Source organism: Streptomyces sp. NPDC019396 (assembly GCF_040632375.1).
Classification (GTDB): Bacteria; Actinomycetota; Actinomycetes; order Streptomycetales; family Streptomycetaceae; genus Streptomyces.
This window is the reverse complement of the sequence record NZ_JBEYBS010000008.1, coordinates 55,147-80,438: the sequence shown is the minus strand read 5'-3', so window position 1 is coordinate 80,438 and position 25,292 is coordinate 55,147. Positions and strand designations below refer to the sequence as shown.

26 protein-coding genes and 2 pseudogenes are annotated in these 25,292 nt (G+C 70.3%); 22 read left to right on the top strand and 6 right to left on the bottom strand.

The features are described 5' to 3' along the window. Positions 1-834: a sigma-70 family RNA polymerase sigma factor gene (locus tag ABZ532_RS11710; protein WP_361281332.1), complete on the bottom strand. Its 834-nt coding sequence runs from the start codon at positions 832-834 to the stop codon at positions 1-3. Between the two features lie 562 nt (positions 835-1,396). Between ABZ532_RS11710 and ABZ532_RS11705 the strand changes: the two genes are divergently transcribed. The 21 genes and pseudogenes from ABZ532_RS11705 (at position 1,397) to ABZ532_RS11605 (ending at position 18,336) form a co-directional block, all read left to right on the top strand. Continuing rightward, positions 1,397-1,666, top strand: a complete 270-nt coding sequence (locus ABZ532_RS11705; protein WP_361281330.1) for a DUF6284 family protein — start codon at positions 1,397-1,399, stop codon at positions 1,664-1,666. Further along, complete coding sequence (locus tag ABZ532_RS11700; protein WP_361281327.1) at positions 1,663-1,935, top strand: hypothetical protein; 273 nt, start codon at positions 1,663-1,665, stop codon at positions 1,933-1,935. Before ABZ532_RS11705 ends, ABZ532_RS11700 begins: the two co-directional genes overlap by 4 nt. A gap of 56 nt (positions 1,936-1,991) precedes the next feature. Next, positions 1,992-2,996, top strand: a complete 1,005-nt coding sequence (locus tag ABZ532_RS11695) for a hypothetical protein (protein ID WP_361281679.1) — start codon at positions 1,992-1,994, stop codon at positions 2,994-2,996. Then, on the top strand, positions 2,993-3,331 hold the full coding sequence (locus ABZ532_RS11690) for an RRQRL motif-containing zinc-binding protein (RefSeq protein ID WP_361281325.1): 339 nt from the start codon (positions 2,993-2,995) through the stop codon (positions 3,329-3,331). The genes ABZ532_RS11695 and ABZ532_RS11690 overlap by 4 nt, the downstream gene beginning before the upstream one ends. Positions 3,332-3,366: 35 nt before the next feature. Continuing rightward, entirely contained in the window at positions 3,367-3,975 is a 609-nt protein-coding gene (locus ABZ532_RS11685) for a hypothetical protein (RefSeq protein ID WP_361281323.1), read from the top strand. 2 nt (positions 3,976-3,977) lie between these two features. After that, a complete protein-coding gene (locus tag ABZ532_RS11680; RefSeq protein WP_361281321.1) occupies positions 3,978-4,193 on the top strand; it encodes a hypothetical protein in 216 nt (71 codons plus the stop codon). A gap of 658 nt (positions 4,194-4,851) precedes the next feature. Next, the gene (locus ABZ532_RS11675; RefSeq protein ID WP_361281318.1) at positions 4,852-5,322 is read left to right on the top strand and encodes a hypothetical protein; all 471 of its coding nucleotides are present in this window, start codon (positions 4,852-4,854) and stop codon (positions 5,320-5,322) included. 17 nt (positions 5,323-5,339) lie between these two features. Further along, the gene (locus ABZ532_RS11670) at positions 5,340-5,732 is read left to right on the top strand and encodes a hypothetical protein (protein WP_361281316.1); all 393 of its coding nucleotides are present in this window, start codon (positions 5,340-5,342) and stop codon (positions 5,730-5,732) included. Positions 5,733-5,745: 13 nt separating this feature from the next. After that, a complete protein-coding gene (locus ABZ532_RS11665) occupies positions 5,746-7,914 on the top strand; it encodes a hypothetical protein (RefSeq protein ID WP_361281314.1) in 2,169 nt (722 codons plus the stop codon). Continuing rightward, positions 7,911-8,336, top strand: coding sequence for a hypothetical protein (locus tag ABZ532_RS11660; protein ID WP_361281312.1), 426 nt, complete (start codon positions 7,911-7,913; stop codon positions 8,334-8,336). The genes ABZ532_RS11665 and ABZ532_RS11660 overlap by 4 nt, the downstream gene beginning before the upstream one ends. A 17-nt stretch (positions 8,337-8,353) precedes the next feature. Further along, a complete protein-coding gene (locus tag ABZ532_RS11655) occupies positions 8,354-8,515 on the top strand; it encodes a hypothetical protein (RefSeq protein ID WP_361281310.1) in 162 nt (53 codons plus the stop codon). Between the two features lie 137 nt (positions 8,516-8,652). After that, positions 8,653-8,796 (top strand): annotated as a pseudogene (locus tag ABZ532_RS11650) (DNA methylase); the annotation flags it as partial. Further along, on the top strand, positions 8,793-9,692 hold the full coding sequence (locus ABZ532_RS11645) for a bifunctional DNA primase/polymerase (protein WP_361281308.1): 900 nt from the start codon (positions 8,793-8,795) through the stop codon (positions 9,690-9,692). The pseudogene ABZ532_RS11650 and the gene ABZ532_RS11645, both read left to right, overlap by 4 nt. Then, positions 9,689-10,000: a hypothetical protein gene (locus ABZ532_RS11640; RefSeq protein ID WP_361281305.1), complete on the top strand. Its 312-nt coding sequence runs from the start codon at positions 9,689-9,691 to the stop codon at positions 9,998-10,000. Before ABZ532_RS11645 ends, ABZ532_RS11640 begins: the two co-directional genes overlap by 4 nt. Next, entirely contained in the window at positions 9,997-11,538 is a 1,542-nt protein-coding gene (locus ABZ532_RS11635) for a YfjI family protein (RefSeq protein WP_361281303.1), read from the top strand. Before ABZ532_RS11640 ends, ABZ532_RS11635 begins: the two co-directional genes overlap by 4 nt. Before the next feature lie 308 nt (positions 11,539-11,846). After that, positions 11,847-11,933, top strand: a pseudogene (locus ABZ532_RS11630) (excisionase); the annotation flags it as partial. Positions 11,934-12,171: 238 nt separating this feature from the next. Next, positions 12,172-12,408 carry a helix-turn-helix domain-containing protein gene (locus tag ABZ532_RS11625; protein ID WP_361281301.1) on the top strand — a complete coding sequence of 79 codons (237 nt, stop codon included), beginning with the start codon at positions 12,172-12,174 and terminating at the stop codon, positions 12,406-12,408. Between the two features lie 68 nt (positions 12,409-12,476). After that, positions 12,477-13,736, top strand: a complete 1,260-nt coding sequence (locus tag ABZ532_RS11620) for a site-specific integrase (RefSeq protein WP_361281299.1) — start codon at positions 12,477-12,479, stop codon at positions 13,734-13,736. 429 nt (positions 13,737-14,165) lie between these two features. After that, positions 14,166-15,077 carry an LPXTG cell wall anchor domain-containing protein gene (locus ABZ532_RS11615; RefSeq protein ID WP_361281297.1) on the top strand — a complete coding sequence of 304 codons (912 nt, stop codon included), beginning with the start codon at positions 14,166-14,168 and terminating at the stop codon, positions 15,075-15,077. A gap of 225 nt (positions 15,078-15,302) precedes the next feature. Then, complete coding sequence (locus ABZ532_RS11610) at positions 15,303-16,931, top strand: penicillin-binding transpeptidase domain-containing protein (protein WP_361281295.1); 1,629 nt, start codon at positions 15,303-15,305, stop codon at positions 16,929-16,931. A gap of 553 nt (positions 16,932-17,484) precedes the next feature. Further along, positions 17,485-18,336, top strand: a complete 852-nt coding sequence (locus ABZ532_RS11605) for a DMT family transporter (protein WP_361281293.1) — start codon at positions 17,485-17,487, stop codon at positions 18,334-18,336. A 101-nt stretch (positions 18,337-18,437) separates the two neighbouring features. On the opposite strand, the gene ABZ532_RS11600 is transcribed toward ABZ532_RS11605, so the two are convergent. The 4 genes from ABZ532_RS11600 to ABZ532_RS11585 all read right to left on the bottom strand — a co-directional run bounded on the left by ABZ532_RS11600 (position 18,438) and on the right by ABZ532_RS11585 (position 22,324). Next, positions 18,438-19,601 carry a serine hydrolase domain-containing protein gene (locus ABZ532_RS11600; RefSeq protein ID WP_361281291.1) on the bottom strand — a complete coding sequence of 388 codons (1,164 nt, stop codon included), beginning with the start codon at positions 19,599-19,601 and terminating at the stop codon, positions 18,438-18,440. Positions 19,602-19,681: 80 nt separating this feature from the next. After that, a complete protein-coding gene (locus ABZ532_RS11595; RefSeq protein ID WP_361281289.1) occupies positions 19,682-20,467 on the bottom strand; it encodes an ABC transporter ATP-binding protein in 786 nt (261 codons plus the stop codon). Then, positions 20,464-21,225 carry a cobalt ECF transporter T component CbiQ gene (gene cbiQ / locus ABZ532_RS11590; RefSeq protein ID WP_361281287.1) on the bottom strand — a complete coding sequence of 254 codons (762 nt, stop codon included), beginning with the start codon at positions 21,223-21,225 and terminating at the stop codon, positions 20,464-20,466. Before cbiQ ends, ABZ532_RS11595 begins: the two co-directional genes overlap by 4 nt. 1 nt (position 21,226) lies before the next feature. After that, positions 21,227-22,324, bottom strand: a complete 1,098-nt coding sequence (locus ABZ532_RS11585; protein ID WP_361281284.1) for an energy-coupling factor ABC transporter permease — start codon at positions 22,322-22,324, stop codon at positions 21,227-21,229. A gap of 184 nt (positions 22,325-22,508) precedes the next feature. On the opposite strand from ABZ532_RS11585, the gene ABZ532_RS11580 reads away from it, so the two are divergent. Next, the gene (locus ABZ532_RS11580; protein WP_361281282.1) at positions 22,509-22,874 is read left to right on the top strand and encodes an SsgA family sporulation/cell division regulator; all 366 of its coding nucleotides are present in this window, start codon (positions 22,509-22,511) and stop codon (positions 22,872-22,874) included. 79 nt (positions 22,875-22,953) lie between these two features. Here the strand turns inward: ABZ532_RS11580 and ABZ532_RS11575 are convergent, their stop codons facing one another. Continuing rightward, a complete protein-coding gene (locus ABZ532_RS11575; protein ID WP_361281280.1) occupies positions 22,954-25,242 on the bottom strand; it encodes an MMPL family transporter in 2,289 nt (762 codons plus the stop codon). Between the last annotated feature and the right edge of the window lie 50 nt (positions 25,243-25,292).

Genomic DNA, 25,292 nt, shown 5'->3' with positions numbered 1-25,292 from the left:
TCAGGGGTCCTCGTGGAGGAGCACACCGCTCGCGGATCGACTCGCCGTCACCGACTTGTCGTCTGGGGCGAAATCGCATGCCACGACCATGGAGAACGGGGAGGTGCCAGCATCCTCGTACAGGGCCGCGAGGTTCTCCGTCAGGTAGTGCGCAACGCCGAGCGACCCGACTGCGTGGACTCCGGCAATCAGGATGAAGGTCCCCTGACCATCCGGGCGGGGAAGCCTTCCGAGATAGGCCACATCCGTCGGCGCCGGGTCTGGGTCATCGCTCGGCGACGTGTAGATCTTGCCGCTCTCGCGCTCGGTGAGGGCCCACCGCCCGTCGGGCAGAGGCTCGAACGAGAGCCGAGGATCCTGGCTGAGCGCGGCCGCAGCCTCGGGAGAGGTCTTCGGTCCGCAGACGATCACCAGGTCGTCGCGGTTGAGGTCGATCTCGCCTGTCACCGGGATGTACTGGAGCTCGCCATTCAGCTGGAGGCTCTGGGCGAGTGCCAGCAGCTTCTGCCCAGTTGAGCTGTCCTCTACGGCTACGTACTCGCGCTCGCCGGGACGAAGCGGCACAGCAACCTGGACCAGCTGAGTCCCGAGGAATGCTCGTTCCGGCGGCGGACCGGCGTCCCGGAGTTGGGCCACGCGAGCGCGACTCACGCCCATGAGTTTGGCAACGTCGGCCATCGAGTGACCGTTCTTCCGCAGCCACGCGATGCTCTCCTTGCGCATGCGTGAGGTCTCGATGACAGCGGACTGGAGCTCTGTCATGAGATCAACAGCCGCTTTGACGCGCAGGGCGTGATCCTGCATCGCCGAGACTCGTCGCACTTCCTCGATCAATGTCCCGCCCTCGCGTTATCCGGCTCAGCGAACTACTCCTTGGACCCATGTTAAGGGGGGCTTGACACCTTCCGCCAGTTACGTCCATGCTGGGTGGCAACCCCCCCTTAACAGGAAAGGGCGCCGGAGGGCAGAGGTGTTAATCCCCCCTTGCCACCTGGACCAACTCAATAGTGCGATCCACCGCAGCACCACGGCCGTGACAGCGCCGACCGAGGCGAGTGGAGACCAGCCGACCGAGACCGGGCCCGCGTCACAACCGGGCCCCACCCAACGGGACACGCAGTCGGCTCTAAAGAACCGCGTGGCCGACATTGACGCCGCGACGCGCTCCGGGAATCGGACCTCCCCGGGGTCAGCGGCACCACGCGAGTCGGAGGTCCGACGCAACACCCCATCGCTTCCGCGGCTGCCTGGCTGCGGTCGGTTGCCTGCCTCGCCCGTCTCGTACGGGCGGGGTCGAGGGGAGCCGGAGATTCCTGGTTCTGACGGCGTGAGGCCCCGGAGCGGCTACTCCAGGGCCTCTTTCCGGGCCGTTCCTCTGAGAAGGGAGTACGACCCAATGATGTCCATCGTTGCACGTCATACGGGTGTTATCCCGCTTCCGGTCGACCTTGAGCCGACGGACGCGGAGTTGAACGAGATCGAGGCCGAGATGGACGTGGTCCTGGCCGAGGTCGAGTTGCTGGACACGCTGATCGTCCTGCTGGACCGGCCGGCATCGGAGTTCGACGCCCGCCGGATCCGGCGGGCCCACCACCGCGTGCTGACCGTCCGCCGGGACGCGGCCAACCGCGCCGCCAGCACGCAGGTCTCGGGGGACGCGGCATGACCGAGCGCACCGAAGCGGCCCACGTCGACCTACTGGGCGCGATCGTGGAAGCGCTGAACCTGCCGCTGCCCTCGATCGCGGAGGCGGACGAGCGGCTCTACCTCCGGCTGCTGGAGCGCCGGGCACTCGCTGTGCGGATCATCATCGAAACGAACCGCGCCGTCAGCCGGGACCCCCGGCTGGCCGCGGACGCGATCCGCACCCGGACTGCCGAGGAACCCGTCACCTACACCCCGTACAAGGCCGAGAAGAACGGGGAAGACCGGTGACCGGCCGCCCGCTGACGGGAGCCCAGAAGTTCGTCCTCGGCCTCGGGTTCGCCCCCATGCTCGCCACGGGCGCGGCCGGCGGGTACGGCACCTACTCCAACATCCGGGGCGCCTACAACAGCGGTACCGCGCTCGGCGCGGTCGCCGCCGGTGAAGGCGCCACCGCCGTCCTGGCCCTGGTGCTGCTGGGGCTGACCATGCTGGGCCAGTCCTCCCCAGCCGTGGTCCGCGCCGGCCTGTGGGCCCTACCAGCCGCAGCGTCGGCCATGTCCGCCGTCGCCGCCCCGGACGGGCCCCGCACGGTCATCTACGCGATCACCCCACTGGGCATGTCGATCTCGGCGGAGGGGATGGCGTTCCTGGCCCGCCGGATCGTGGTCCATGTCGACGGCCGGGACGCCGAGGCCGAAGCACGGGCGGCAGACGTCGTCCAAGCCCTCGCCTACCACCGCGCCCGCGCCGCCAACCACCCCGACAAGAAGATCCGAGAGCGTTCGGACCGGGCATCGTGGCGCCTGGCCCGCAAGGTCGGCACAGGTGACACCACGCTCGGGGCCCGGCTGCTGGACGTCCAGCGGGAGCGGATCACCACCGGCGCGGCCGTCGCCCTCGGCGATATGTTCGCCATCACCGTCACATCCCCTGCCGACCCCGTCACAGCAGGGCGTGACGCCGTCACGGCGGCCGTGACTCCCGCCCTCCCCCCGGCACCCGAACGGGAAGGCTGGGAGGGTCCCGTCACGGGTGGGCGTGACGGGGAAGACACGCACGTCAACGACCCTCTGACTGGCCCAGAAGGGGAGGGCGTCACGCCTGCCGTCACGCCCGTGACTCTCGACCAAGTCGCCGCCATCGCCGGGGTCTCCACACCGCTGATCGGTGAACCGCTGACCGACGAGCAGATCGTGGTCGTCCTCAGGTACCTGCGCTACTCCGCCGACCCGCCACTGTCCTACCGGCAGACCGCCGCCACCTTCCGCGAGTCCGGATTCACCGGCGGCGAAGCCCGAATCCGGGGCGCCTGGGCCACCCTCATGGCCCAGGAAGAGAGCCCCCGGTGACCACCCTCCCCGTCTACCGGTGGCGCCTCGCCCCCGACGGGCTGGCCACTCGCCGGCAGCTCCGCGCCCTCGGCCTGCGGCCAGGCGGGCAAGACGTCGTCGCCCAAGCCGAGCGGCCCCGCCGGCGGCGGGGGCCGCTGGTGGCCTATCTGTACCGGATCGACCTGGCCCGGCCGGTGAGGCCGATGACCGCCCGCCGGGCCGCAGCTCTGGCGAAGGCCAATGCGGCCCGCCGTTGGTGCCCTACCTGCCGACGCGATGCCGGATACGTGATTCCGGCGTCGCTCGGCATGTGCACCCCGTGTGCCTACCCCGCATCCGATCAGCACGTCTGACCTGCACCGCTCAAGCATTGGAAGGAGGAGCCGTCATGTCCGGCATCGACTGGGACGAGGAGTTCACCCGCATGAACCCCGCGGCCCCCCAGAAGCCCAGCACGTCGTCCAAGTTCTCCGCCAAGTTTGGCGGGGTCCGTCGTAATACCGCCGCTCTCGCCGTATGCGGCACGATCGCTGTCCTCGCGGTGTGCGGCACGGTCGTGGCCGTCACCAGTTTGCAGGGCGAGCAGGCCGCCCAGGACCGTGCGCGGGCCGGGGAGAAGGCCGCGAACACTCTGGTCGAGGTAGAGGCCGACAAGCAACGGGCGCAGACCGAGGAAGCCGCGGCCAAGGCCCTGTACGAGCGGGAGATGGCCGTCTACCTGGAGTGCAGCAAGGTCCGGGCGGCGGCGGTGGCCAAGGCCGCCTCCTACGACGTCGCGGACATCCCCGCCTGCGCCGCCCCGACCCTCGGCGGCGCGACCCACAAGGCGCAGGAGCCCACCGGGGCCGGCGACTCCATCACCTCCAGCCCCTGGCTGTGGGTGGCGCTCGTCGGCGGCGGGGGACTCATCGCCTTCAAGAAGCTCTCCACGCCCTCCGCTTCCGGTGCGGTAACCCCCGCGGACAACAAGGGATTCACCTTCGAGAAGGGTGCATGAGAATGACGCTCCAGTTTTTCGCCCTGGCCCTGTTCTGCTGGGCCCTGTTCTTCACCTTCAAGAAGACCAAGGGAAAGCAGATGGCGATCTGTCTGATGCTGGTCGTCTCCGGGATCTTCCTGCCGTACACGCCGTTCAGTGACGAGATCCGCAGCACGCTCGAATCGGTCTTCAACACGGCCAACGACACGGTCAGCAACATCGGAACGTCACGCTAGGCCCGCTCCGCGCCGGTTACTGGTTACCGGTTACAGGCCGCAGACGCCACCCCGTCCCCGCCCTGGGCGGCCCGAACCGGTGTCCGCAGGGTCTGTAACCGGTAACTCGTAACCCCCGACAACTACACAGCGTCATGGAAGGAGGCTCGTGGAACTCCTCATCCTGCTGGCCATCACCTACCTCGTCGGCGTCGACAACACCCACGGCCAATACGAGCAGGCGGGAATCAAGAAACCTCCGCCGAAACCGAAAGCCAAATGGGAGCCGACCCGGGCACCGGACACCTTCCGAAACGCCTCCTACAACGCGGCGGCGAAAGCGCATTACGGGCTTCTCGCGGGTGCCCATTGGGCCGGGGGTCTGCGTGATGGATGGCGGTCCGCCTACCTGAAGAAACCGGGCACCGTGCCTTCCGGTTCGCCTCCTACCGCGGCTCCGCCGGGTCCCTCTGCGCCTGCCTCGGGGACCACCGTGCCGCCGAAGCCCCCAACGCCGCCGACCGCTCCGCCGCCGAAGCCCCCAACGCCGCCGCATACTGCGCCGCCGTCTGGCGCTGCTCCTCCGACGCCTGTGCCGGGGCCGACGATCCCGCCGCCCGGCGCTGTCCCTGCCCCGCCTGCCGTCACGATCCCCGAGCAGATCTGGAAGGACCCTGCGATGCAGCCCAACCCGCCTATCCCGCACACAGCGACCGTCGACGAGACGGGTGTTCACGTCACCACGGCCGCGGGGAAGTCCCGTACCTACAGCGGTGGTGAGGTCCTCACCCTCACGCAGGTCATCGACCTCGCCGAAGGCGCCGCGACCCTGTGCCAGTCCAGCACGGAGACCTGTCTGGAACTCGTGGACGATTCCGCGCAGCTGGCCGCGGACTGCGACGTGCTCATCGCCGAGATCACGGAGCAGGGTGTCGGCGAGAACCTCATCGGCAAGTGCGAGCACCTCAAGGAGCAGCTCGACCTCCAGGCCGCCGCCGCGAAGACGCTTCACGACCAGATCCAGGGCGGCGAGGAAGCGTGCCGGACCGCGTCCGCGAACGCCGAGGTCCGCCACGGCCAGATCTTTAGGGCCGTCGCTGACTCCCCGCTGACCAAGCCCGCCGAACGCGACTTCTACAACGCCCGATAGCAGAGGAGGAATCCCGCATGTCTGTCACCGAATCGCTGAAGGACGCCGCGACGTATGCGGCCCTGCGGACGAAGCTCGCCTGGCTCACCCACCAGGTTCACGCCCACGCCGAGACCGTCACCAACCTCACCGCCACCGTGGACGAGACCGCGGAGCAGATGCAGGACGCCTCCGAAACGATGAAGGCGCTGGCCGTGGACGCGGCCACCACCGCCGAGTTCGCCGACGCCGCCCTGACCATGACCGGCGCCAAGGAAGCGGCCGGCGCCTACACCGCCGCGGCGGACAGCGCGGCCGCGGCCGCCGACGACGCCAAGACCGCTGTCGAGTCCGACCACGGGGGCATCGCCGACGCCGTGGACACCTCCCCCGTCGACATGGCCGAAGCCGCCTTCTACACCCAGCAGTAAGGAGACCAGGACCATGGGGCCGACTCGAGCACAGTTCATCCAGTACGCGCCCGCAGCCCTCGCCGTAGGAGCGCTCACGGTCGGCCCCTGGTCCGCCCTCGCCGCAGCGGCGGCCGGAGTGGGAGCGTGGGCCGTTAATGCCTCCGCCCCGGCCCTGCGCTCCCTGATCGCCTGCGGTATCACCGCCACCGGGTCCGGCATCGCCGCACACCAAATCATCACCAGCGGCATGAACCCGCTGATCGCCCTCGGCCTCGCCGTACCGGCCGGAGCAGCAGCCCTCGCCCACCACCGCAACACCACCAGCGAACTCCCCACGCTCCCCGCCACGGCCACGGCCGCGCCGGGGCAGACCTCGCAGGTGCAGCTGATCACCGCCTGGTGGGCGGAGTTCATCTCCGGCCCGACCCAGACCGAGGGCCGCAAGCTGATCCAGCCCGGGGCCGACCTCGCCCACCTCGCCCTCGACGTCGGGGACGAGCACGTGTCGTTCACCGGGGTCATCACGCTGCCCCAGGGCCAGCAGGTGAGGGTGAAGGCTGCGGACATCGCCGCCGTCTACCAGATCCCCGTCTCCCAGGTGGAGATGGGCGACGCCAAGCACTACGCACCGAACGCCCTGCCCATCACCGTCCACCTCACCAAGGCAGCGGAACAACCGCAGATCACGGCGACCGGCACGCCCACGACTCCCGAGCAGGTGTGGGCCGCGCACGTCGCCGTGCCGGAGGGAGCGATGCCCGGCACAACCCTGGCTCTCACCCGCTACGACGGGCCCCTGGACTGGGAAGGGATCGCCACCCGCGACCGCAAGGCGATCGGGACCGTCAACATCCAAGACCTCGCCGGCAACCTCGACCTGGAGACCATCCAGATCGCTCTCGCCCCCACCGACAAGCCCTCGCAGATGGGGGTGCGCGTGATGAAGGAACACGCGCTGATGCACGGCACGATGCTCTCCTCGGTCGTGGACGAACTGGCCATGGACGCACGCGGATACATCCGCCTGGGCACCTACATCGACGCACGCCCCGCCCTCGTCCCCCTGGCCCAGCCGGGCTCCGGGGCCCGCCACCTCTACCTGGTCGGCGGCTCCCGCTCCGGCAAGTCCGGATGCCTGGAACAAGTCCTGCTCTCCGCCCACCGCTCACGCATCGGCGTGATCCTGGCGTCCCCGCAGGCCGGAACCATCGCCGGAGCCCCTCTCTCCGCGTACTGCGGCGACGGCCTGGACGAAGCGATGGGCGCCCTTCGCCTGGCCTACGCGATGATGCTCGACCGCGAAGCCCGCTACCGCTCCCCGTCCTTCCCCTTCACCGACCCACTGATCCTGACCGTCATCGACGAAGCACACATGCTGCTGTCGGTCTCCTCCCCGTACCACCTGGAGGCCAAAGCGATCGTGGAGCAGCTGACCCGCCGGTCCCTCAAGCGGGGCATCGGCGTGGTCCTGGCCACCCAGACCCCGCTGGCCGAAGACCTCGGCAACTCCACGGTCATCCGCTCCCAACTCCTCATCGGTGGCGGCGCGGTGTTCCTGCGGTGCGCCAGGGGACAGGGCTCCCTAGTCGGCGCGAACGCGGTCGAGGGCGCCGAGGGCATCGACCTGTCGTCGATCCCTTCCTCGTGGCCGGGCCAGTACGCCAAGGTCGCCGAGCGGGACATGACCGGCCTGGCGACCGCGGCTGCCGCTGGTCCCGAGGACGGCACGTTCGGCCTCGGCTACCTCCTCACCCCCGGCTCACAGGCCGTTCAGTTCCGCTCCCTGCACCTGGACGTAGCCCCCGCATCCCTCACCGGAACCATGCCGCCCGTCGCCGTCGAGGACTGCGACTCCTGGCAGCACCGGGAGGCCATCACGCAGACCGCGACGGTCGACCAGCGCGGCAAGAACCTGATCGGAAGCCTCGCCGACCTCCTCACCGCAGCACAGCATGGCCCGCCCGAACGGCCACCACAGCGGGCCCAAACCGGCCCCGCCACCCCCGCCGGCCCTTCGGACGGACAGGAGCTGATCAAGCCACGAATCCTCGAACTCCTGCGACAGGAATCCATCCCCATGACCGCCGAGACCATCGCCCGAAAGCTCGGCACGTCCGCGAAACACATCAAACCGCGCCTGTCCGAGCTGAAGAAGCGCGACGAGGTCACCAACGAAAACGGACTGTGGAGGGCAGCATGAACACCCGTACCAAGACCAGCTTCACCCCCATCGACCCCGACCTGTACACGAAGGCATTCCAACTCCTCGACCCCGCCCCAGAGCCCAGCGTCCCCGCGGCCCCCGCCCCGCCCGTGCACAGGCCCGGGCCGGTCGAGAAGACCCTCACCGACGCCCTCGCCTTCCTCGACACCCACGGCTGGGCCAAGCACCACCTGATCCACCCCGAAGGCGCCCGCTGCTCCATCGGCGCCCTGCGAGCAGCCGCCGGCACCCGCAACAACGCCTACCAGGACGCAGGGAACCTCCTCCTGGTCGAAGCCCGCCACCAGCACGGCAAACAGTGGCAGGCGATCCCCTCCTGGAACGACTCCCACACCGGCGCACAGGTACGCGGCGTGTGGGAGGCGGCCATCCAACGCGCACACCACATGAACATCTGACCGGCTGGAGCCACCCCGTGTCGTTCTCGTTCACCGACCCCCAACCGAACCGCGAACCGTCCTTCTCCTTCACCGAGCCGAACCTGGCCGACGTCGAAGAGAAGCTCCGCACAATCGCCGACATGGCACACGAAACCCTCCGCCTCATCGCCGAGGTACGCAGGCAGATCAACAACTGAGCGCCAGCAGACACAACGAGGGCGGCCCCCCTCTCGCCAAAGACCGGGGCCGCCCTCGTCAACCAGCACATTCCACTGAACTGGAGGACTCCAGCATGACTCACACCGCCGACATTCGGCGAGCATCGAACGCCGACCGGCCGTTGCTTTTGCAGCAGGCGATGGGCATCGACTGGACCGACGTCCGCGAGAAACTCACCGAGGCCATCCCGCCGGCCTTCGCTCACTGGCTCGGCCGCGCGTTCCTCGCCCGTACCCCGGCCGGAGCGGTGGCCGCATGAGGACCGCGACCGGGCACCTGCGTACCGCACTGTGGCTCGCCGAGATCGGCCTGCCCGTCCTGCCCCTGCGCGCGAGCAAGCTCCCCGTCGGGAACTGTGTCGCCTGCACCAGCAGCAAGGGCGCCGGGCCCTGCCGGTGCGGGGACCGCCCGAACATGAAGTTCGCCGGGCCCTGCCAGTGCCCCGCCCCCTGCCACGCCTGGGCTGCCGCCACCACCGACCCGGCAGTCCTCACCTCCCCGGCGTGGGCCCGCGCCTGGCAGCAGGCCGGAGGGGTCGCCTACCACCCCGGCGGAGCCGGCCTCACCGTCGTGGACCTCGACAACGCCGACGCAGTGGCCTGGGCCCGCCAGGCCCTCCCCGTGACCAAGAGCGTGGCGACCACCCGCGGCGAGCACTGGGTCTACCGGGGCACCATGCAGTCCGCCAATGGGGTCCGACCCGGCGTGGACATCAAGTCCCTGATGTCCTACGCCCGCTGGATCAACACCGGCACCGGCGCCATGACCGTCCTGCCCGATACCGTGCGCGCCCTGGTCGGCAGGGAAGAGTCCACCCGCTCCCGGGGAGGGGAGGTGGACTCTTCCTCACCGGCCCGCGCCACCTGGGACCGATCGGTCGCCACCGGCTGCCGCCACAACAACACCTTCGTCCGTACCGGGCTGCAGCGCGGGCTCGCCAGGATCACCGCCTGCCGCAACGAGGGCGCCGGATCCAAGGCGTACGGAGTCGCCCGCTTCCTCGCCAACCAGCACACCACCTGCCCCGGCCCCTGCGGCCTGGAGATCCTCGCCCGGCACGTCATCGACGCGGCCGTGTCCGTAGACGTCCCCGAGGCCTACGCCGAGCGGGCCGTCACCAACGGATTCGGCGCCGTCCTGGTGAGGACAACATGAGCACCCGCCCTCGCCCCGCCGAACCGACCCCCACCACGGACGGCAGTAGCGCGCCAAAAGTCGTCGCCGAAGGCGTCCCTTCATCGGTTCGCCCTGACCCCCGCGCCAATGACGGGCGCCGGCCGGTGGCCTGGCTCCACATCGTCGCCCCGCCCTCGTACGGCGCCAGCCCGAGCGTGCGCTCCTGGTGTTCCTGCGGCCGGGACATCTTCGCCGCAGGTCGCGCCCGCGTCCTCGCGCTGATCGCCGACCACGCAGAGCACCGCGCAGCTTGCTCCCGCCTCACCCCGCGAAGGGAAGCCGCATGACTCCGCATGACCCCGAGCTGTGGGCCGGATTCGACGAAATGACTGCCGAGGATGTCGCCGGGCCGGTGTGGGACGAGCCCGTACCGCTCAACCCGCGCGGGCAGCTCCCGACCTTCCCCGTGGACGCCCTGCCCGACTGGCTTGCCGCCATGACGGCCGGTGTCGCGGAGGAGACGCAGACGCCCGTCGACCTCGCCGGGTGTCTCGCGCTCGCCGTGATCGGCACGGCCGCCGGCGGGCGCCTCACCGTGACCGTGCGCGGGCAGTGGAGCGAGCCGGTCAACCTCTACACCGCCGTCGCTCTCCCGCCCGGCAACCGCAAGAGCGCCGTGTTCGGGCTCATGACCAAGCCCCTCCTCGCCGCCGAGAAGGCCCTCATCGACCTCACGGCGCCGCAGCGTGCCGAGGCGGCAGCGTCGGCCCGGATCGCGAAGGCTGCGGCCGAGAAGGCCGAGAAGCTGGCGGCCAACGCCGACGTTGAGAAGCTGGCCGATCTGACCGCCCAGGCCGTCTCTCTCTCCGAGGCCGCCGAGCGGGCCGTCGTCCCGGCGGAGCCGCAGCTTGTGGCTGACGACGTTACCGCCGAGAGTCTGACCAGCCTCCTCGCCCAGCAGGACGGAAGGATCTCGATCCTGTCCCCGGAAGGTGAGATCTTCGAGATCATCGCCGGACGGTACTCCGGCGTCCCGAACATGGGGATCTTCCTCAAGGGCCACGCCGGAGACATGGCCCGCGTCAACCGCCAGGCCCGCGACGCCCAGTACATCGAGAACCCCGCCATCACCATGGGCCTGGCCGTCCAGCCGGATGTCCTGGACTCCATCGGGCAGATCAAGGGCGCCGAGGGGCGCGGCCTGCTCGCCAGGTTCCTCTACTCCAAGCCCGAATCCCTCGTCGGCTACCGCAACCTCACTCCCGAACTCCTCAGTCCCGACACCGCCGGCACCTACGCACAGAAGCTCGGGTGCCTCGCCATGACCCTCGCGGGCTGGACCGAGACCGCCGAGCTCACCCTCACCTCCGAGGCCGACGCGGTCCTGCTGGCCTACCAGCGCGTCACGGAATCCCGCCTCCGCAAGGACGGGACCCTCGCGCCGATCGTGAACTGGGCCAGCAAGCGCGACGGCGCTGTAGCCCGCATCGCCGGGCTCCTCCACCTCGCCGCCCACCCCGAGGACGCCTGGATCCGTCCGATCGCCGCCGCCACCATGGCCGCCGCCACCCGCCTCGGGGACTACTTCACCGCCCACGCCCTCGACGTCTTCAACGCCATGAAGGCCGACCCCGCTCAGGAAGCCGCCCACACCGTCCTGACCCACCTGACCGAGACCCGCACCGCCACCTTCACCAAGCGCGACCTCTTTCGCGCGGTGCCCCGCAGCGAGTTCCTCGCCATGGGCGATCTCGACCCCGCCCTGGACCTCCTCGAGGAACACGGCTGGATCCGCCAGCAGCCCCCGCCACCCCGCACCACACGCGGCGGCCGGCCGCCTTCCCCCCGCTACGAGACCCATCCCCGCCTCACCCCCGCTGCCTGAAAACCCCCGAAACCTCTGACAGAACTGACAGAACCTCCCGACTAGGCCTCTGAACTGCGGAAACGGGCACTTTCGGAGCTCTGACAAAACCTCCGAAAACTCTGACAGAACTCCAAAAACCTCGCCGAGGGCGAGCCGTCCGGTCTGACAGAACCGAGGTTTTCGAGGTTCTGTCAGAGTTTTTTGAGGTTTTGTCACGCAGCCCAAACCGGCCAAAAGCCCAGGTCAGAGGCCACATGGCGAGGTTCTGTCAGTTCTGTCAGTACTTTCCGGGGTTTTCGCGCCCCGGACCGGGCTGAAGGAGCCCGATGCCACGCCCGCAGTTGCTCAAGCTCGCCGAAGTCCTCGCCGAACTCGGCATGAGCCGAGCCGCCTTCTACCGGATGCGCGCCCGCACGAGCAAGAAGAGCACCTCGTACGGGAAGCCCCGGTGCTCTTCTTGCTTGTTCGGCGGCTTGCCGCCGCAGCAAGAGGTCGCGCTGCGCAGCGGCCCCGCCTTCACGCGCGAGGCGCACCCCACCCCTTGCGTCACCCAAAAACGCAGGTCAGGGCCACGAATGACGTAGGTGACGCGATGGCGCAGAAATCCGAACCTCGGACAGACACTCGCCCCAACCAACCGCCGGAGGAGCAATGCCCGCCCAGAGCAGCCCACGCGCCATCCTGCGCGCCGGCCTCCCCGACCGATATCTGAACCCCGACGACATCGCCGAACTCCTCGACGTTCCCGTGGAGACCGTCTACCAGTGGCGCAAGAAGCGCACCGGTCCGCCCGGATTCCGCGTCGGTAAACATCTCCGCTACGACCCCGCCGACGTCTACGCCTGGATCGCCGAGCAGAAGAGCGCGGACCTCAGCCAAGCTGCCTAACCTCCACCCGACCTCGAGGGCGGGCCCAACAGGGCCCGCCCTCAGCGCTTCCCCAGAGGAGCCCTCACGTGGCAGGCCACATCCAAGACCGCTGGTACAAGACCGAGACCGGGCCCGACGGCAAGACCCGGCGGGTCAAGACCGATCGGCACGGCGCCGGTGCTCGCTACCGCGCGCGGTACGTCGGTCCCGACGGCACCGAGAAGAGCAAGTCCTTCCCGGACAAGCGGAAGCGTCTCGCCGAGCTGTGGCTGAACGAGACCGCGGCCGACATGTCCAGAGGCCAATACGTGGACCCGCGCGCCAACCGCGTCACCTTCCGGCAGTTCGCCGAGAAGTGGGTGAAGACCCACACCACGGAGATCAACAGCCGCGAGGCTGCGGAACGGCGGCTGAGGCTGCATGCCTATCCCTACATCGGCACCCGCCCCATGCCGTCGTTCCAGCCTGGCCACATCAGGACGTGGCTGGGAGAGCTGGAGGAGAACGTCCCTGCCTCCTCGCACCGCCGGATCATCTTCGGCACGGTCAACGCCGCGTTTGCCGCCGCAGTGGATGACGGACTCCTGTCCAAGAATCCGTGCCGAGCCCGGTCTGTGCAGGTGCCCAAGCCTGCCCCACCGCGCGTCACGCCGTGGAGCACCGCGCAGGTGCTGGCGGTGCGGGCCGCGCTGCCTCGGCATCTGCGGACCACCGTCGACATCGCCAGTGGCTGCGGCCTGCGGCAGGGCGAGGTGTTCGGGTTGTCTGAAGAGGAGATCGACTATGAAGGCGAGTGGCTCCGTGTGGAGCACCAGCTGAAGCGCATCCGGGGCAAGTATGTCTTCGCCCCGCCAAAGGGCGCCAAAGCGCGCTCCGTGCCGTTGCCCCGGTCCGTTGTGGCGGCCCTGCGCGCTCACTCCAAGCTCCACCCCGCCGTTACGGTCACCCTGCCCTGGCGGACACCGGACGGTCCGCCCGTGACGAAGTCACTCGTCTTTCCGAGCCTGCGCGGCAGCTTCGTCCGGGTCAGCCACTTCAACGACCACATGTGGAAACCCGCCCTCACGCTCGCAGGCATCATCCCGCCGCCGAGAGAGGGCGAGCGGTACGCCTCCGCTCCCCAGCACGGGATGCACGCGCTGCGGCACTTTTACGCGTCCGTTCTGCTCGACGCCGGCGAGAACATCCGGGCCTTGAGTCAGTACCTCGGCCACGCCGATCCGGGCTTCACCCTGCGGACGTACACGCACCTGATGCCCAGCAGCGAGGGCCGGACCCGGAAGGCCGTCGACGGGATATTCGCGACCTCACCGGACCATGATCACGGCCCAGAGACGGCCCAGTGACCTCCTCAGCACCCGGACCGGTGGCGTTCAGGCTGGTCAGGGCTCTGCGGGGCAGGGCCATCGGGACTTCATCTACTTCTGGCCGATCTACACGGGGCAGGCGATCCCGATGGACGACTGGCGCAACAGGATGTGGCTGGACACCTGGGTCTAGCGCCGGGGGGTTCCGGGGAGCAGGGGTGGTACGGCTGACGGCCGTACCACCCGTTTCGTGACCATGAGGTGATTCACAGATCAGCCGCGACCTCCATGGGCAACTATCCTTTTTCTCAAGGTATGTCCACCAGGGGAAGCGGTGACTCCGGTGGGGGCGCGGGAAATCCGGCGCGGTCAGGCTCATTTCGGGCCATAGCATCGCCGGGGCGCCACGCGCTGCGTGAACACTCCGCAGGCGTGGCCGCCTCACGACCACCGACCAGGGGGAACCTCTTGAAACTGCGCCGCGCTCTCGTGACCGCCATCGCCGCCACCGTGACCACGCCGGTCGTACTCCTCTCCGCCACGCCCGCCTTCGCCCAGGAGAAGCCGGCCGCCTGGACGCAGAAGGCGACGCCGACCGTCGAAGAGCTGAAGCAGGCTGTCGACCTCGCGCAGAAGGAGTACGACGCCGCCGTCATCGCGGAGAAGGACGCCGAAGACGTCTTCGACTCCATGAACGAGGACACCTTCCCCCTGGCGGCCGCCAGGCGGCAGGCGTGGGAGGCGGCGAAGGCCGCCGCCACGGCCAAGGCCGAGGCGGACGCCGCCGTCGTGGAGGCGCAGTCCAAGCTGGACAACGCCACCACCGACGAGGACAAGGCCGCCGCGCAGCAGGCGCTCGACGAGGCCAGGAAGGCCGCCGAGACCGCCGCCGCGGCGAAGACTGCCGCCGACGCCAAGGCCCGAGAGGCCTCCAACGCCCACGACGACGCCCTTGTGGCCCAGGCCCGGGTGATCTACGGCCTCCAGCAGACGCGGGACGCGGCGAAGCAGAAGCTGGAGGACGCCAAGAAGGCGCTCGTGGAGGCCGAGAAGGCACTCGCCGGCGGCGAGGGACCGGGGCAGGAGAGCGGAAAGCCCGGCGAGGCCGGCGGTCCGGGCAAGCCCGACGAGACTGCCGGCTCCAAGGGGCAGACGGGAGCCGCCGGCACCAAGGGGAAGACGAGCACCCCCGACTCCCCCGCCCCCAGCGCCCAGGGAGGTTCGTCCGAGACCGCGGTGACCGGATCCGGCGGCGCGCTCGCCACGACCGGTTCGAGCAGCGCCATGCCCGCGATCGCGCTTGCGGGTGGCGTGGCTCTCGCGCTCGGCGCCGGGGCCGTGGTCGTCACTCGCCGCCGCAAGGCCACCGCCGACGCCTGACCCGTGAGATGAAGGCAGCCGGGGCCGTCCTGACGGCCCCGGCTCCTCGCTTGTCCGGTGCCGGTGACGTGACGCGCCACTCGCTCCGGCCCCCGATTCCGGTCCGGTAACGACCATCCCCGTTGCCACGTAGGCCACTTAGGGTGAGCCCGACCACTTGAACGCGTTCACATCATGGCCAGGTGACCATCGGACCCGGTGGTCGCCACGGGGAGGGACCACGCAATGCGCAGTGGAGCGAAAATCGCCATAGTCGGCGGAGTGTTCGCCGTTTTCACAGCGGGGGTGGCGTACGGCGCGTACGACTTGGTGACGGACGACGGGGACGGCGGCAAAGACGGCACCGGGACCCTGTCCGCGTCGGAGAGAAGCGGGCCGCCCAGCTCCGAGGAGATCCAGGCGACCGCGAAGGATTTCCTCGCGGCATGGGCGCGGGGTGACGCGGAGGCGGCCGCCGATCTGACCAACAACGCGGCCGAGGCGCGGCCCGCGCTCACGGGGTACGGCAGCACCGCGCACATAGGCGAGGTGAAGCTGACGCCGGGCCGGCCGGCGGGCACGAAGGTGCCGTTCACCGTGAGGGCGGTGCTCTCCTACCAGGGGCAGAGCAAGCCGCTGGCCTACAGCTCCTCGCTCACCGTCGTACGTGGACTGACCACGGGCAGGCCGCTGGTGGACTGGCAGCCGGGGGTGCTGCACCCGGAGCTGCGCAAGGGGGAGTCGCTGCGGACCGGGACCGCGACCGCGCCGCCGATCAAGGCGGTCGACCGCAACGGCGAGGAGCTGACCAAGGAGAAGTACCCCTCGCTCGGGCCGGTCCTGGAGGAGCTGCGCGAGCGCTACGGCGACAAGGCGGGCGGCAAGGCGGGAGTGGAGCTGGTCGTGGAGAGCGGCCAGGCGGACGCGCCGGACCGGACGCTGCTCACCCTGTCCAAGGGGGAGCCCGGCGAGCTGCCGACCACGCTCGACGCCGGCGTGCAGGCGGCGGCCGAGAAGGCGGTGATGCGGTTCGGCAACTCCTCGGTGGTGGCGATCAAGCCGAGCACCGGGGAGGTGCGGGCGGTCGCCAACAACCGCGACGGGCGCTGGAACGCGGCCTTCCAGGGCAAGCAGGCCCCCGGCTCGACCCTGAAGATCGCCACCTCGGCGATGCTGATGGAGAAGGGCCTCGTGGACGCGGGACGCACCGTCGAGTGCCCCAAGGACGCCGTCTACTACAGCCGGACCTTCCACAATCTGGACAACTTCGCCATCGAGGGCAAGTCCTTCGCCGAGAGCTTCGCGCGCTCCTGCAACACCGCCTTCATCAAGCTGATCGACGAGGCGAACGACGACTCCGCGCTGCCGAAGGAGGCGCGCGAGGTGTTCGGCATCGGGCTCGAGTGGCAGACCGGCATCACGTCCTTCGACGGAAGCGTGCCGGAGGAGACCCAGGGCGAGGCGGCGGCCCAGTACATCGGGCAGGGCACCGTGCAGATGAACGCCCTGAACATGGCGTCCATCACCGCGACCGCGAAGAACGGCACGTTCAAGCAGCCCATCATCGTGCCTCTGGACCTCGACGGCCGCGAGCGGGCCACCGCCGCACGCAGCCTGCCCGGCTCCGTGGCCGGGCAGTTGAGGGAGATGATGCGCCGCACCGCGACCAGCGGCACCGCCGCAAAGGCCATGGCGCAGGTCGGCGGGGACAAGGGAGCGAAGACCGGTTCTGCGGAAGTGGACGGGAACGCCACGTCCAACAGCTGGTTCACCGGCTTCGCGGACGACCTCGCGGCAGCCGCCGTCGTGGACTCGGGCGGACACGGCGGCGACGCGGCCGGCCCACTGGTCGCGTCGGTGCTGAACGCGGACTGAACGAGGACCGGGCGGACATAACGGTCGACGGAGGCGGGCACCCGGGCGCATGGCCCGTACAGCTGACGGTTAGCGTGCGGACCATGAGTGCTCCGGAGTTCCCCGCCCGCTTGCCGCTGGGCGGTGTTTTGGAGCTAGGGCGTGTTTCGAAAGTAGCGCCGTCCGCCCGAAGGGCGGGCACCGCGGCGTCTGGTGCGTGCGATCGCAAGGCGGAGGGTCGCCCTCGTACTGGGCGTACTTGGGCGATTCCGACAACGCTGCGAGCGTGCGTGCCAGGCGTCGCGGGGCAGGCGGGACTTTCGAAACACGCCCTAGCGCCGTCCGCCCGGAGGGAAGGGCTCGCGGCGTCTGGTGCGTGCAATCGCAAGGCGGTGGGGGTACCCCCACCGAAGGACGGGGGACGTCCTCGTACCGGGCGTACTTGGACGATCTCGACAACGCAGCGAGTGAGCGTGCCGGGGGCACCTCCCAGGCGAAGCGCTGGGAGAGGCGCGTGCCAGGCGGGAGTTCCAGAACACGGCCTAGCCGCCACCGGGTGCGGGGTGACCGGCACGTGACCCCGCTCGTCGCGGCGGCTGTGCTGCTGGCCGCCTTCACCCACGCCACCTGGAACGCGCTCGCGCACACCATCAGGGACCAGCTCGTCGCGTTCACCCTGATCGGGGGCTGCTCGACGGCGATCGCCGCGGTGGCCGCCTGCTTCACCCCGCTGCCGCAGGCCGGGGCCTGGCCCTGCCTGGTGGTGTCCGCCCTGCTGCACGTCGGTTACCAGGTGCTGCTGATGCGGTCGTTCACGCTCGGTGACTTCGGCCAGATGTACCCGATCGCCCGGGGCACGGCCCCGCTGGTGGTGACCGTGCTCGCCGCGGTCTTCGTCGGGGAGAGCCTGACGACCTGGCAGCTCACCGGCGTCGCGGTCGCCTCCGCCGGCCTGGTCGGCGTGGCCCTGTGGGGCTTCCGCGGCGCGGGCACCCGTCCGCACTGGCCCGCGCTGCTGGCCGCGCTCGCGACCGGGCTCTCGATCGCCGCGTACACGGTCGTCGACGGCGTCGGTGTGCGCGCCTCGGGCACCCCCATCGGCTATATCGCCTGGCTGATGCTGATGCAGGGCCTGGCGATCCCGGCCTACGCCGGGTACCGCTTCCGCGGCACCCTCCTGGCCCGCCTGCGCCCCCACGCGGCCCGCGGCTTCCTCGGGGCGGTGCTGTCCCTCGTCGCGTACTCCCTGGTGCTCTGGGCCCAGACACGCGCCGCACTGGCCCCGATCGCCGCCCTGCGGGAGTCGTCGATCATCGTCGGCGCGGCGATAGGCGCCCTTTTCTTCAAGGAACGCTTCGGGGGTCCGCGCATCGTGGCGGCGGGGCTGATGGTGGTGGGCATCGGGCTGATGCTGAGGGCGGGCTGACGGCGGCGGTCACACGCCTCGCCGCGCGGGCGTCGCGGGAGTACCGGGACCGTCGGCTCGTCGTCCCGCGGTGGGACGGACGTGGGAGACCGTCGCGACGGTCAGAGCGCCGCCCGCACCGCCCGCACCAGTGCCTGGGCTCGCGGGTCCGCCGTGACGCCCTTGCGCATGCCGTTGGTGACATAGCCGAAGGCGATGCCCGACTCGGGGTCCGCGAAGCCGAGGGAGCCCCCTCGGCCCGGGTGGCCGAAGGAGCCGGGGCCCAGCAGTGGGGAGGCCGGGCCGTGGAGCATGAAGCCGAGGCCGAAGCGGGTGCCGATGACGAGGACCCGGTCGAGGCCGGCCGACTCCTCGGTGCGGGCGAGGGTGAGGGTCGCCGGGGCGAACAGGCGGTGGCCGTCGTCGACGGCGCCGATGGTGGCCGCGTAGAAGCGGGCCAGGGCGCGGGCCGTGGAAATCCCGCCCGACGCGGGGAGTTCGGCGGCGCGGTAGCGGGGGGCGTTCTCGTCCGGCAGCGGGTCGATCGCGCCGAAGGCGCGACGGGTCAGCGACTCCGGGTCGCGGTAGGCGTCCGTGACGGACCGCTTGGGCCGCAGCTTCAGCCCGCCGCCCGCGGCCGTGGGCGGTTCGTCCACCGGGCCGATGCGGCCCGCGCGGTGCGCCTCCTCGGAGGGCAGGCCCACCCAGAAGTCCAGGTCGAGGGGGCGGGCTATCTCCTCGGCGATCCAGCGGCCGATGGTGCGTCCGGTGACCCTGCGCACGAGTTCGGACAGCAGCCAGCTGTACGTCTGGGCGTGGTAGCCGTGATCCGTTCCGGGCTCCCAGACCGGTGCCTGCGCGGCGACCGCGAGCGCGCCCGACGTGCCGTCGACGGCTTCGGCCGCGGTGAGGGGCCGGTCGAGCACGGGGACCCCGGCCCGGTGTGCCAGCAGATGCCGTACGAGGGCCCGGTCCTTGCCGGCGGCCTTGAACTCGGGCCAGTACGTGCCCACCGGGGCGTCCAGGTCGAGCTGCCCCCGCTGGTGCAGCAGCAGCGGCACGGAGGCGGCGACGCCCTTGGTCGCCGAGCGGACGACCTGGGCGGTGTCGACGGCCCACGGGGCGGTGCCGTCGACATCGCGGGTGCCGCCCCAGAGGTCCACGACCTTCCGGCCGTCGCGGTAGACGGCGAGGGCCGCCCCGCGCTCCCCTCGCTGATCGAAGTTGCGCACGAACGCCTCCCGGAGCGGCTCGAAGCCGTCCGCCACCGTGCCCTGGACGTCCACGTGCCACGCTCCCCGCTGTTCCGGCGTACTACACAGCACCATGGTGCAACGTGCACGGCCATGCGTGGGTTCCGGGTCGGTTACGCCTCCGCCGGCACCGATCGCGGGTCGAAGCCGAACGGCAGCTCGAGCCGGTGCGCCCGCATCAGCTCCGGGTCTCCGAGCAGCTCCCGCGTCGTACCGTCCGCCACGATCACCCCGTCGCCGAGGATCACCGAACGCGGGCACAGCTCCAGGGCGTACGGCAGATCGTGCGTGACCATCAGCACGGTGACGTCCAGCGAGCGCAGGATGTCGGCGAGCTCGCGGCGCGAGGCCGGGTCGAGGTTGGACGAGGGCTCGTCCAGGACCAGGATCTCCGGCTCCATCGCGAGCACGGTCGCCACGGCGACCCGGCGGCGTTGGCCGAAGGACAGGTGGTGCGGCGGGCGTTCGATGTGCTCGGTCATGCCGACCCGGTCGAGTGCTCCCCGTACCCGCGCCTCCAGCTCCGCGCCGCGCAGTCCCGACGCGGCCGGGCCGAAGGCCACGTCCTCCCTGACCGTCGGCATGAAGAGCTGGTCGTCCGGGTCCTGGAAGACGATGCCGACCTTGCGGCGGATCTCGGCCATGTGCTGCTTGCCGACCGGCAGTCCGGCGACGCTGACGCTGCCCACACCACCGCCGAGGATGCCGTTGAGGTGCAGCACGAGAGTCGTCTTGCCCGCCCCGTTCGGCCCGAGCAGGGCCACCCGCTCACCGCGGGCGAGGGTCAGGTCGACGCCGAACAGCGCCTGGTGGCCGTCGGGGTAGGCGTACGCGAGCCCGCGCACCTCGAGGGACGGCGAGGACGCGGGCCGTGCGTCTGACGGGGACGGGGAGGTCATAGGGTCCACCCAAGCAGACACACCGCGAGCGCCGCGCAGGGGAGTGCGGCTGCGTACGCCCACTGCGCCCGGGACGCCACCACCTCGTCGATCACCGGCATGGTGCCCCGGTAGCCACGGCTGAGCATGGCCAGGTGCACCCGTTCGCCGCGCTCGTAGGAGCGGATGAACAGCGCTCCCGCGGACTTGGCGAGCACGCCCCAGTGGCTCACTCCGCGCGCCTCGAAGCCGCGTGAGCGGCGGGCGATCGACATACGCCGCATCTCGTCCGTGATGACGTCGCCGTAGCGGATCATGAAGGAGGCGATCTGCACCATCAGCGGCGGCAGCTTGAGCCGCTGGAGCCCGAGGAGCAGCGAGCGCAGCTCGGTGGTCGAAGCGAGCAGAACGGAGGTGGCGACGCCCAGGGTCGCCTTGGCGAGGATGTTCCAGGCACCCCACAGTCCGGGCACGGAGAGGGAGATCCCGAGCAGCTCGGTGTGCTCGCCCGGCACCACGAAAGGCATGAGCAGGGCGAACGCCACGAACGGGATCTCGACCAGCAGCCGGCGCAGCACCAGACCCACGGGGATACGGGCCAGGGCCGTGACCGCGCCCAGCAGCACGGCGTAGAGGGCGAAGGCCCAGATCGCCTCTCGCGGGGTGGAGACCACCACGATCACAAAACCGAGAGCGGCCGCGATCTTGCAGTGCGGGGGCAGCCGGTGCACCGGCGAGTCCCCGTGGCGATACAGCTTGTGGCTGTGACCCGCACCCATGTCAGACGGATTCCTTCTGAGCGGCTCCCGCCCGCGCCTGCGCGTCACCGACCTCCGCGCCGCCCTGCCGGCGGCGCTTGACCGCCCAGACCAGGCCGCTGCCGACCGCGGCGGTGGCGCCGACGCCGATCACCCCGGCGAGGCCTCCGGAGAGCCGAACGTTCTCGACGTCCTTGAACCCGTAGTCGGCCAGCGGGGAGTCGGCCGCCGCATGCTCCTCGACGTTCCTGTCGATGCCCTGGTCGGCGGCGACCTTCTCCAGGCCGTCCGGGTTGGCCGAGGCGTAGAAGGACACGAAGCCGGCCAGGACGAGGGAGGCCACCAGGCCCGCGATCCACACCGGGCGGGGGGACGCGGCGGGCGTCGCCGTGGCGGGGGCGGCGTCCACCAGCTCGCCGCCCACCCGCAGCTTGAGCGGGGCGGACATCCCGCGGGCCCCGTAGACGAGGTCCGGGCGCACGGCGAGCACGGCGCCGACCGTCGCGGCGGTGATCAGCGCCTCGCCGAGGCCGATCAGCACATGGACGCCGACCATGGCGGTCAGCACGGTGCCGACCGGGACGTCGGTGGTGCCACCGATCGCGTAGATCAGAGTGAAGGCGGCAGCGGCGGCGGGCACGGAGACCAGCGCGGCGACGAAGGAGGCCGCGGTCACCGAGCTGCGCCTCCTGGGCAGCACCTTCAGCAGGCCGCGGAAGAGCGCGTACGCGACGACGACCGTGACACCGCCCATGACCGTGATGTTGACGCCGAGCGCGCTGAGGCCGCCGTCGGCGAACAGGACGCTCTGGAGCAGCAGGACGACGGACATGCACACGATGCCCGTGTAGGGCCCGACGAGGATCGCCGCCAGGGCGCCGCCCAGCAGATGTCCGCTGGTGCCCGCCGCGACCGGGAAGTTCAGCATCTGGACGGCGAAGATGAAGGCGGCGACGAGGCCGGCGAGCGGGGCGGTGCGGTCCGCTCCGAGGTCGGTGCCGGGGCTCATGGCGGCGAGCTCCCGGCGGGCGCCGCGCAGACTGACGGCCACGGCACCTGCGGCGACGACGCCGGTTGCCGCCGAGACGGGAAGGTCGATGAATCCGTCGGGGACATGCATGGCGGGCTCCGCTTCCGGGACAGGTTCCGGCCGTCCTGACCGGGGCAACCGTCCGATAATGCGCCCTATTGCGACCTCTTTGCAAGAGCGCCCGAACGACAGGAACAGGTGACGAGCCCGAGGTTTCAGAGAGGAAATACGGGACATTAAATGACAAACAATGTCACTTGTGAGGAGCCGACCGATGTCTTCCGTAGTCGAGCCCCCCTCCGTCGAAGAGCACGCGAAAGCCCGGATCGTCAACGACGCCCCCCATTTCCGGTCGGTCCCCGTGGCGCTCCGCTACGACGGCGCGCACGATCCGGATGCCGTGCACGTCGTCTTCCCGAGCGGTAGCGACTGGACCTTCCGCCGCGATCTTCTGGAGAGCGGGCTGCGGGCCCCCGCCCGGCGCGGGGATGTCGCGGTCTGGCCGTGCGGCCGGGCCCAGGTGGTGGTCGAGCTGCACTCCCCCGAAGGGGTTGCGGTGATCCAGTTCGACTCACGGCCCCTGATGCGCTTCCTGCGCCTGACCCACGCGGAGGTGGCCGCTCCCGTCAGCGGATCCTGACGGAGGCGGCCACCTTTTGCGTGCTGTGTGCTGTGTGCCCAGGCGCGTGTGTGCTGCCCGCTGAGGGGCGGCGGCCTGCTCAGGCGCGCACGAGCTCACGCTCCTTGTCGTCCTCGTCGCGGCCGTCGCTGCCGGCAGCCTTCTCGCCGTCCATCTCGCGCAGCCGCTCGCCCTCCACGTCCACACTCGGCAGCGCCTTGTCCAGCCAGCGCGGCAGCCACCAGGCCTTGCCGCCCAGCAGGGCCAGCACCGCAGGCACGATCGCCATCCGCACGAGGAACGCGTCGAACAGGACGGCGATGGCCAGACCGAAGCCGATCATCTTCACCATCTGCTCGGACGAGCCGATGAATCCCGCGAACACCGCGATCATGATCACCGCGGCGGCGGTGACGACCCGCGCCCCGTGCCGGAAGCCGGTGACGATGGCCTGGGCCGGCCGCTCGCCGTGGACGTACGCCTCACGCATCCGCGTGACGAGGAAGACCTCGTAGTCCATCGCCAGTCCGAAGACCACGCCCACCATGAAGATCGGCATCATCGACATCACCGGACCGGTCTGCTCGACACCGAAGAGCGAGCCGAGCCAGCCCCACTGGAAGACCGCGACGACCGCACCGAGCGCGGCGACCACGGAGAGCAGGAAGCCGAGCGCCGCCTTGAGGGGCACGAGGACCGACCGGAACACCACCATCAGCAGCAGGAACGCGAGGCCCACGACGAGCGCGAGGTAGGGCACCAGCGCGTCGTTCATCCGCTGCGAGAAGTCGATGTTCATCGCGGTGGCCCCGGTGACCTGGACGTTGTCACCACTGGTGTCGCGGATGGTGTGGACGAGCTCCTCGGTCTCGGCGGAGCTCGGCCGGTCCTTCGGAATGACCGTGATCATGGCCGTGTCACCGGCCTTGTTGTACGTGGCCGGGGTGACCGCCGCGACCCCGTCGAGCTTGGAGACCTTCTTGGCGGTACCGTCCGCCTCCACCTTGCCCCCGTCGACGACCACCAGCAGGGGGCCGTTGAAGCCTGGACCGAAGCCGTCGGAGAGCAGGTCGTACGCCTTGCGCTGGGTGGTGCTGGTGGGCTGGGAGCCGTCGTCCGGCAGACCCAGCTCGAGTGAGGCGGCGGGTACGGCGATGGCGCCGAGGCCCATGACGCCCACGAGGAGCACGGCGACCGGGTGCCGCAGCACGAACCTGGCCCAGCGGGTGCCCATGTTGGGCTTCTCGGCGGCGTGCTTGTGGCCGTGCTTGTCGAGCGTGCCCTGCCGGCCCGCCTCCGCGTTCTCTCCGGTCCCCGCGTTGCCTCCACTCGCCCCGTTCCCGGCGGCGCTTGCTGCGGCTGCGGCCTTGCGGGCCCTCCGGCCGACGACCCGCTTGCCCGCGAAGCCGAGCAGCGCCGGGATCAGGGTGAGCGCGATGAGTACCGCGATCACGACCGTACCGGCCGCGGCGAAGCCCATCTTGCTGAGCATCGGGATGTTGGCGACGGCGAGTCCGACGAGAGCGATGACGACGGTGAGCCCGGCGAAGACGACGGCGGATCCAGCCGTGCCGGTGGCCCGGCCCGCGGCCTCCTCGCGGTCGCGACCCTCGGCCAGCTCGGCGCGGTAGCGGGACACGATGAACAGCGCGTAGTCGATACCGACGGCCAGGCCGATCATCGTCGCCAGGGTGGCCGTGGTGGAGCCCAGGTCGAGGACGCTGGACAGGGCGGCGATGGTGGAGACCCCGATGCCGACGCCTATCAGCGCGGTGAGCAGCGGGAGCCCGGCGGCGATCAGCGCGCCGAAGGTGATGACCAGCACGACCGCGGCGATGGCGACACCGATGACCTCGCTGGCGCCGGTCTCGGGTGCGGCCTGGAGCGCGTCACCGCCGATCTCGACGGTGAGTCCGGAGTCCTCGGCCTGCTCGGCGGCCTCGGTCAGCGCCTCGCGGTCCTTCTCGTCCAGCTCCATGCCGCTGACCTTGTAGGACACCTGCGTGTAGGCGATGGTGCGGTCCTGGCTGATCGACTTGACCTGGTACGGGTCCACGACGTCGGCGACCTGGTCGGAGCTGGTCTTCAGCTCCGCGACGACCTTCCTGACCTCGGCCTTGTTGGCCTTGTCGGTCATCTTCCCGCCCGTGGGCGCCTTGAAGACGACCCGAGCGGTCGCCCCGTCGGCGCTCGTTCCGGGGAAGCGCTCGTCGATGAGGTCGAAGGCCTTCTGGGCCTCCGTACCCGGCATGGAGAAGGAGCTGGAGGTGGCGGCGGGCGCGGATGACGCGGCGAAGCCGGCGAGCGCGAGCAGGGCCACCCAGAGGAGTGCGACGAGTTTGCGGCGCCTGAAGGCGAACCGCCCGAGTTTGTAGAGGAACGTGGCCACGAGTACGGACTCCCGGTCAGGTCGTTGGGACAGCGGGTGGGCAGGCGGAA

Coding starts and splice junctions, on each gene's coding strand:
- ABZ532_RS11610 (WP_361281295.1), top strand. CDS start 15,303: ATGCGCAGTGGAGCGAAAATCGCCATAGTCGGCGGAGTGTTCGCCGTT.
- ABZ532_RS11705 (WP_361281330.1), top strand. CDS start 1,397: ATGATGTCCATCGTTGCACGTCATACGGGTGTTATCCCGCTTCCGGTC.
- ABZ532_RS11660 (WP_361281312.1), top strand. CDS start 7,911: ATGAACACCCGTACCAAGACCAGCTTCACCCCCATCGACCCCGACCTG.
- ABZ532_RS11580 (WP_361281282.1), top strand. CDS start 22,509: ATGTCTTCCGTAGTCGAGCCCCCCTCCGTCGAAGAGCACGCGAAAGCC.
- ABZ532_RS11670 (WP_361281316.1), top strand. CDS start 5,340: ATGTCTGTCACCGAATCGCTGAAGGACGCCGCGACGTATGCGGCCCTG.
- ABZ532_RS11640 (WP_361281305.1), top strand. CDS start 9,689: ATGAGCACCCGCCCTCGCCCCGCCGAACCGACCCCCACCACGGACGGC.
- ABZ532_RS11680 (WP_361281321.1), top strand. CDS start 3,978: ATGACGCTCCAGTTTTTCGCCCTGGCCCTGTTCTGCTGGGCCCTGTTC.
- ABZ532_RS11635 (WP_361281303.1), top strand. CDS start 9,997: ATGACTCCGCATGACCCCGAGCTGTGGGCCGGATTCGACGAAATGACT.
- ABZ532_RS11595 (WP_361281289.1), bottom strand. CDS start 20,467: ATGACCTCCCCGTCCCCGTCAGACGCACGGCCCGCGTCCTCGCCGTCC.
- ABZ532_RS11685 (WP_361281323.1), top strand. CDS start 3,367: ATGTCCGGCATCGACTGGGACGAGGAGTTCACCCGCATGAACCCCGCG.
- ABZ532_RS11625 (WP_361281301.1), top strand. CDS start 12,172: ATGCCCGCCCAGAGCAGCCCACGCGCCATCCTGCGCGCCGGCCTCCCC.
- ABZ532_RS11665 (WP_361281314.1), top strand. CDS start 5,746: ATGGGGCCGACTCGAGCACAGTTCATCCAGTACGCGCCCGCAGCCCTC.
- ABZ532_RS11700 (WP_361281327.1), top strand. CDS start 1,663: ATGACCGAGCGCACCGAAGCGGCCCACGTCGACCTACTGGGCGCGATC.
- ABZ532_RS11675 (WP_361281318.1), top strand. CDS start 4,852: ATGCAGCCCAACCCGCCTATCCCGCACACAGCGACCGTCGACGAGACG.
- ABZ532_RS11695 (WP_361281679.1), top strand. CDS start 1,992: ATGCTCGCCACGGGCGCGGCCGGCGGGTACGGCACCTACTCCAACATC.
- cbiQ (WP_361281287.1), bottom strand. CDS start 21,225: ATGGGTGCGGGTCACAGCCACAAGCTGTATCGCCACGGGGACTCGCCG.
- ABZ532_RS11645 (WP_361281308.1), top strand. CDS start 8,793: ATGAGGACCGCGACCGGGCACCTGCGTACCGCACTGTGGCTCGCCGAG.
- ABZ532_RS11585 (WP_361281284.1), bottom strand. CDS start 22,324: ATGCATGTCCCCGACGGATTCATCGACCTTCCCGTCTCGGCGGCAACC.